At 60.6% G+C, this 6,215-nt stretch carries 7 protein-coding genes; all 7 read right to left on the bottom strand.

Annotated features, from left to right (window positions below):
- Positions 1-118 precede the first annotated feature (118 nt).
- On the bottom strand, positions 119-352 hold the full coding sequence (locus KAK06_RS23950; RefSeq protein ID WP_210804694.1) for a hypothetical protein: 234 nt from the start codon (positions 350-352) through the stop codon (positions 119-121).
- A 165-nt stretch (positions 353-517) separates the two neighbouring features.
- Positions 518-910 carry a hypothetical protein gene (locus tag KAK06_RS23945; protein WP_210804693.1) on the bottom strand — a complete coding sequence of 131 codons (393 nt, stop codon included), beginning with the start codon at positions 908-910 and terminating at the stop codon, positions 518-520.
- An 895-nt stretch (positions 911-1,805) separates the two neighbouring features.
- A complete protein-coding gene (locus KAK06_RS23940) occupies positions 1,806-2,363 on the bottom strand; it encodes a hypothetical protein (protein WP_210804692.1) in 558 nt (185 codons plus the stop codon).
- Between the two features lie 163 nt (positions 2,364-2,526).
- On the bottom strand, positions 2,527-2,988 hold the full coding sequence (locus tag KAK06_RS23935; RefSeq protein WP_210804691.1) for a hypothetical protein: 462 nt from the start codon (positions 2,986-2,988) through the stop codon (positions 2,527-2,529).
- Between the two features lie 1,296 nt (positions 2,989-4,284).
- On the bottom strand, positions 4,285-4,719 hold the full coding sequence (locus tag KAK06_RS23930) for a hypothetical protein (RefSeq protein ID WP_210804690.1): 435 nt from the start codon (positions 4,717-4,719) through the stop codon (positions 4,285-4,287).
- Between the two features lie 136 nt (positions 4,720-4,855).
- Positions 4,856-5,335 (bottom strand): hypothetical protein, encoded by a 480-nt coding sequence (locus KAK06_RS23925; protein ID WP_210804689.1) that lies wholly within the window; start codon positions 5,333-5,335, stop codon positions 4,856-4,858.
- A 133-nt stretch (positions 5,336-5,468) separates the two neighbouring features.
- A complete protein-coding gene (locus KAK06_RS23920; RefSeq protein ID WP_210804688.1) occupies positions 5,469-6,062 on the bottom strand; it encodes a hypothetical protein in 594 nt (197 codons plus the stop codon).
- Positions 6,063-6,215 lie beyond the last annotated feature (153 nt).

The following is a 6,215-nucleotide window of genomic DNA, read 5'->3' as shown; positions in this document are numbered from 1 at the left end:
TGATCTCCAGCACCAACGCCGTCTTGCGCTTGGCCGTCCAGCGCTTGATCTCTTCGTCCATCAACATACTCATGGTGTCTTCCTTTCGACATTAACACCTGAGCAGGTTTTCACTGGGTCAATACATGGCAAAACCTGTGATGCAGGAGTCGCCTTGTCTGCCGCTGTCGTACTTGTAGTGGTACGAGCCGAAACCGACGATGCTTGGCCCCCACATCTTGGGTTCGCTCTTCGTGACCTTCTTAAGCAAGGCGGTTAGGTGGGCGCAGTCGACCGCCTGCTCTGCGCTCGCGCGGTTGGCAATGTACCCGGCAACACTGCTCTCGGTGGGCTTGGTCTTGCTCTCTGCCATTCGGTGAGCCTCGGTCGGAAAGTGATTGCGCCGCCTAACGTTCGAGCTGAGCCGCGCACGCCGACATGGCGCTTGGCCCGCTGGACGGATGATGACCTAAGCCGGGAAGCGGGCCAAGTGACATGGCGGTGGGCGTCGGTTCCAGCGAAGGGTTAGGCGGCAGCACTACTTCGTGCATTTGGGCTCTGTCCAGGCGTCATGTGCCTTGCGGAATTGCTCAAGCTGCTCCGGCATTGTGGGTTCTCGCTTCGCGATGCTCTCCACTACCCAGGTTCCTTTGTGCTCCTTGTACAAGGACGACAACACATACATCTGGGTATGCAAGTCGAACCGAAGCTTTGCAAGAACTTCGTTCGAGCAACCGCGGGCGAGGTCAGACTCAAGCTCACGCAGGCGAACGATGTGGTTGAGCGCGAGGTCTGCCTGCACCGACGCTAGAAGACCGGGAATAGCTTCCCGCGATTGGGTGCGGCCGACCGTCACACCGGCTACGTATGAGGCAAGGGCGGCCACGAGAACAAGGACGGAGATGATTGTGTAGCGGAGGAACGGTGCCATCTGCCGCCTAACGTTTGAGCTGAGGGGCCGACGCCGGCATGGCGCTTGGCCCGACGGCCGGATGATGGACTACACCGGCTGGCGGGCCAAGTGCCATGCCGGTGGCGGTCCACTCGAGCGAAGGGTTAGGCGTCACGATCCCCTCTAGGCGCGACACAGCAGTGGCCAACCAAACTTCGAGCGCCACTCAAGCTCAACGATGTTTCTGCCAAGCTTGCTTGCAGCAAGAACCTTGGTGCTATCCCGGAGGGACGGGCGCAAGCGTTCAATCATGTCCTCAGTGAATATGCGGGCGCACCACTTCCCGTGGCGCTGCAGCGCTTGATGCTGCGATAACCGAAGTGCGCCGGTGCTGGTGTTCAGCGTCATATAGTGACCACCCAGCCTCCCTCTTGCCCAGCCCTCGTGTCCGTTGTATACGACGCGCAGTCCATTGAAGCTCGCTGCGCAGATGTACGGTGCGATATCTTGGAGCGATTCGGCGGCACGGTCACCGATCGATCGGTAGCGCTCAGTGCCCTTCGGCCGTCTCTTTGGATCGGGCAATTCTGCGATTGCTTCCACTAGCTGCTGGTTGGATAAGTCCGTGGCGAGCCAATACCAACCGCGCAGTCGTGCACCGACTCTGCTGTCCTTGCCGCAGGGCAGATCCGGGTGATCCCGTGCAAACCAAGCGTCGGAGAAGGGGCGTGGACCGTCCCTCGATATCGAGAAGGGGAGTGGTATTGCGTTCTCCCACACAGCGGTCGCAATTGCGCGGAGGGACATATGTGACGCCTAACGTTCGAGCTGAGCCGCGCACGCCGGCATGGCGCTTGGCCCGCTGTACGGATGATGACCTGAGCCGGGAAGCGGGCCAAGTGCCATGCCGGTGGGCGTCGGTTCCAGCGAGGGGTTAGGCGTCAGTCGGGCCGGTTGCGCGGACAACAACATAGTCTTGCTTCTTCTCGTCCCAGCGGGACTCAGAGCTGAGGACAACAGATGACTCTTGCGCAAACACTTGGAACAGGCGGAGTAGGTCATCGATTCGGAACTCGTAGGCCCACTTGTGGCGCATGTAGTCAGAGAACACTAGCATTCCTGCGAACGCTTTTCCCTCTGACCATGTCTGCATCCAATAGTAGTGGATGAGTTGGTTGCACACATCCATTGCCGACAGCGAGACCCGTTCCGGGCGGTTCATATCGAATCGATCCTCTGGCCAGCCAGAGCCCGTGTAGGTGAACGGACGAGTTCCGACCTTCTTGTAGCGTACGACCGGCATTGTGGCGCTGCGCGCAGCGTCATTGACTTTCGGTCGCTCGAGAAGAGAGCGGACTTGGAATGCGACGAGCATCAGTCTGCGCTCGTACAGGACAAGTTGTTTCGCGGACCATCGCCGATAGCGCTGCTGTCGCTTCAGCCACGAAAGCTCGGAACGTAGCTCTGCACGCCAGTACCTGGTTTCGATCATCTTTGGAGCAAAACAGGAGGGGTGCGGCGGCGTGTTTGCTGACGCCTAACGTTCGAGCTGAGCCGCGCACGCCGGCATGGCGCTTGGCCCGCTGTACGGATGATGACCTAAGCCGGGAAGCGGGCCAAGCGCCATGACGGTGGGCGTCGGTTCCAGCGAAGAGTTAGGCCGCATCGAGCAACCTTAGCGCTTCCGCGTCGGAGATGGTGCGCCCGCGATGAATCACGGTAGCGCGCGCACCAGCGGAAGCGGACAGCTTGACCAGAACATCATCACTCAAGTGTCCTGCACCGTTCGCGTGGTCAGCGACAACCGTTAGTACAACCCGGGGCGCTGGCTTGAGCCACGCCGAAGAACCAAGCTTCGAATAGGCGAAGGTCAGAATCAGCTGGGCGATTCTTGGATCATCAGCAAAGGCGGCTGGGCTTGCGAACGGCGAGTAGGTCTTAACAGCCGAGGCAGGGATCGGGTGCCCTACGGAAACTACGCGTTGGTTAGCGTCGATGCTCAGCAGCGGCTCAAAATCAAAGTCCTTGCGATTTGAAACGTCGCGGACGCGTATGCGGCTACTGTGCAGTTCAACAACTGCAGCGGCACTGATGAGGGAACGTAGCCACGCGAACATAGATGCTGCCTAACGTTCGAGCTGAGCCGCGCACGCCGGCATGGCGCTTGGCCCGCTGGACGGATGATGACCTAAGCCGGGAAGCGGGCCAAGTGCCATGGCGGTGGGCGTCGGTTCCAGCGAGGGGTTAGGCCGCACTCTTGGACTGAACGCTCTGGCCGAGCCGACCAAACAAGAAGGTAGCGAGTTCTCGGCCGCCCTCGTAGCGGACAGGGAGCACGAATTTGCTAGGGCCGAACGCGAGGCTGACGAGTGGAAGGCCGAGGATCCGAGAGGCCGTAAAGCCCACTGATGACAGCTTGGCAAGTGGCAACTGCTCGGCTGAATGCTGCGCGCGCCACCAGTACCTAACACGCAAAACCTCACCCTCGATTTGAAAGACCCTGGCTCGCAGCGCCGCCACTGCCACAACGGTGAGCGCAAGCGCTGCAAGGAAGCCGCCAACGGCGAATGCAGTTCGCCACGGGTGCGCCGATATCGCCCGGGAGCCCAGCTGAATGACGAGGAGCGCGAGCACAGCTATGGCCCAAGCGTAAGTCCTCAGTGGCGGAGTTGCTCTCATACCTTTGCGGGCTCTTCGTGTGCGGCCTAACGTTCGAGCTGAGCCGCTCACGCCGACATGGCGCTTGGCCCGCTGTACGGATGATGGCTCAAGCCGGGAAGCGGGCCAAGTGCCATGGCGGTGGGTGTCGGTTCCAGCGAGGGGTTAGGCGTCACGGCCGGCGCGATGGGCCATGTACCCGGCTGCTAAGGCAAAGACAGCAGCTTGCCACAGAACCAGGATCAGGAAGGTCGTAGCGACTCCGTTCACAGCCCAGATGGCACCCGGAACCCTTGAACCGGATGTCCTTGTTGTCCAGTGCCATCCTGCCAAGAACAGATGTAGGCACGGAAGTACGGCCATGAGGAAAAAGAACCAGGGATGCTCTGACTCGGTAAACAGGTAGTTCCCGAGGAAAGCAGCGTGTTCAGATCCAGACTGCGACTCAGGGATCCCAACCGAAAACAGGATGGCCCACATTGCTACCGGCCCGAGAGCGGCAAGCAAGAAGAGCGCGCTTGCGAAGGCCATGTCCCGGCGCTTGTTCCGGGTTCGCGACGTGGTGTTGCTTTCGTGCATGAGGAAGCGTCGCAGCGGGGTCGTTGGTGACGCCTAACGTTCGAGCTGAGCCGCGCACGCCGGCATGGTGCTTGGCCCGCTGTACGGATGATGATCTAAGCCGGGAAGCGGGCCAAGTGCCATGGCGGTGGGCGTCGGTTCCAGCGAAGGGTTAGGCGTCAGTTCTTCGGCCTGAGCTAGCTGTAGTACGGGTGGGTATGAGCGAACGCTGCGAGTAATGCCAGGCCATTGGGCGCCGAAAGAAGGATGCCTGCAAAGACGGGGGGGAGAGGCCGCAGGCGGCGAACGAAGCAGAGTGCGGCGATCGCCAGCCCAAAAAAGACGAACCAACTATGTCGAACCTCGCCCGCCAATAGGTGGCTCGGGTTGGCACTGCCTTTGTGTGAAGAGAGCTCCTTGTCGATCCGCCGCCACTGCTCGATTGTGATTGGTTGGCCCGGCCGCTCCAGGAGGATGGTGCGCGCACTCGGTGGCCATGCCTCCGTGTTGACGCGAATGCCGCCGGTACGGGTAAGAAAGGAGACGATGGTGCTCAAGAGAAGAACAGCAAGGCCGAGGAACACAGCTTTCACCACCGCCGGCAACGTGACGCTCTTATGAGTGGAGGGCATTGCGTTTGTGTCTGACGCCTAACGTTCGAGCTGAGCCGCGCACACCGGCATGGCGCTTGGCCCGCTGGACGGATGATGACCTAAGCCGGGAAGCGGGCCAAGTGCCATGTCGGTGTGCGTCGGTTCCAGCGAAAGGTTAGGCGTCACTGACGATCGCCTCAAGCTCAGCGGTAGCTTCTTCAGAACCAAGAGCGGCGGCGCAGTAGTACCAGTCAACGGCTGTTGAGATGTCGGCTTGAAGAACAGGCGTGCCGAATAAGTACCGCCGGGCGACCGCTAGCGCGGCCCGAGGATCTCCGGAGGCCTTGGCGTATTGCTGGAGATGTCGTTCGACTCGCCAATACTTTTCCTCTGGATCGCAGGAGCCGAGCAGCAACTCTGACGCCGAGTAGAGGTTCCAATGGGCGGTGCAGTCACCATCCTTAACGATGCGGACGGCGTCTTCGATGATCGCGTCTGCATCTTCGGGGGACAGCCCCGCATCCTCGCCAAACCGCGCCAATCGTACTGCGGCGCCGAGGCTACCCGCCTCCGCGGCGGCGTGTGTAACTTCAATGGCTTCGACTTTTCGACCAGAAGCTAGAAGCTCGACTGATTGATGCCACCAGGGTTCCACTGTGACGCCTAACGTTCGAGCTGAGCCGCGCACGCCGGCATGGCGCTTGGCCCGCTGGACGGATGATGGCCTAAGCCGGGAAGCGGGCCAAGTGTCATGGCGGTGGGCGTCGGTTCCAGCGAAGGGTTAGGCCTCACCTCTTGTTGCTGACGAGGTCCAGGATTCGACCATCAGGGCGTTTGATCGGACCTTGCGCGTCAGCTCTATCACGCTTGATCTTCTCCATCATCACCGTGACGCCCTCCATTTCCCGGGCAAGGCGGTCCTTGTCTTTGGTTTTGGCGTATCCGCCCTCGTCTTCAAGCTCGAGGGAGACGAAGAGGGGTTTTAGTGCTTCGAGGAGCTCCACAACCTTGATGTGGGTCTCGGCGCCGGCGAACTGGGTCTTGATGAAGTTTTGGGTTCGCCCGGATGAGCCGAAGACCAGGTACAAGGGCTCCGACATCTCGTGAGGCTTGATGACCACGCCCTTGGCCCCGCTAAGGTCTGCTGACTTCTCGTTCTCGGCGATGAACTTGGCAGTTATCCCATCAGTGCGCCGAATGTCCTCGCCCGATACTGGGGCGCAGGGCCATTGGTTCAACTGCGCCAGTGCACAGGCTCTCTCTGTGATCTCGTTCGCTGCCGAGGCGTCAGCAGCTGAGCCTTTGAAGTGAATCGTGATGCCGGCATGTGCGGGCTGAGATAGGGCCAAAGCGGCGAAGGCAAGTGCAGCGAAGTAGCGCATGTGGTGTTGGGTGAGGCCTAACGCAGAGTTATTGAGCCGGCATCAAAGTGTTGAACTCAAGCCGCATACCGAACCGGCTCATGCTCGAAGTAGCTCTTGATCCGCTCGGGCTGCCTCTGCACGCTGCGCAGGTGGCGCGCCGCGGCCTTCACA

Origin of the sequence: Ideonella aquatica, from assembly GCF_018069755.1 — a bacterium.
Taxonomy (GTDB): Bacteria; Pseudomonadota; Gammaproteobacteria; order Burkholderiales; family Burkholderiaceae_C; genus Ideonella; species Ideonella aquatica.
This window is presented reverse-complemented; position numbering and strand designations above follow the sequence as displayed.

Bases quoted from the DNA above. Each gene is read 5' to 3' on its own strand.
- KAK06_RS23950 (WP_210804694.1), bottom strand. From the start codon at position 352: ATGGCAGAGAGCAAGACCAAGCCCACCGAGAGCAGTGTTGCCGGGTAC.
- KAK06_RS23945 (WP_210804693.1), bottom strand. From the start codon at position 910: ATGGCACCGTTCCTCCGCTACACAATCATCTCCGTCCTTGTTCTCGTG.
- KAK06_RS23940 (WP_210804692.1), bottom strand. From the start codon at position 2,363: ATGATCGAAACCAGGTACTGGCGTGCAGAGCTACGTTCCGAGCTTTCG.
- KAK06_RS23935 (WP_210804691.1), bottom strand. From the start codon at position 2,988: ATGTTCGCGTGGCTACGTTCCCTCATCAGTGCCGCTGCAGTTGTTGAA.
- KAK06_RS23920 (WP_210804688.1), bottom strand. From the start codon at position 6,062: ATGCGCTACTTCGCTGCACTTGCCTTCGCCGCTTTGGCCCTATCTCAG.
- KAK06_RS23930 (WP_210804690.1), bottom strand. From the start codon at position 4,719: ATGCCCTCCACTCATAAGAGCGTCACGTTGCCGGCGGTGGTGAAAGCT.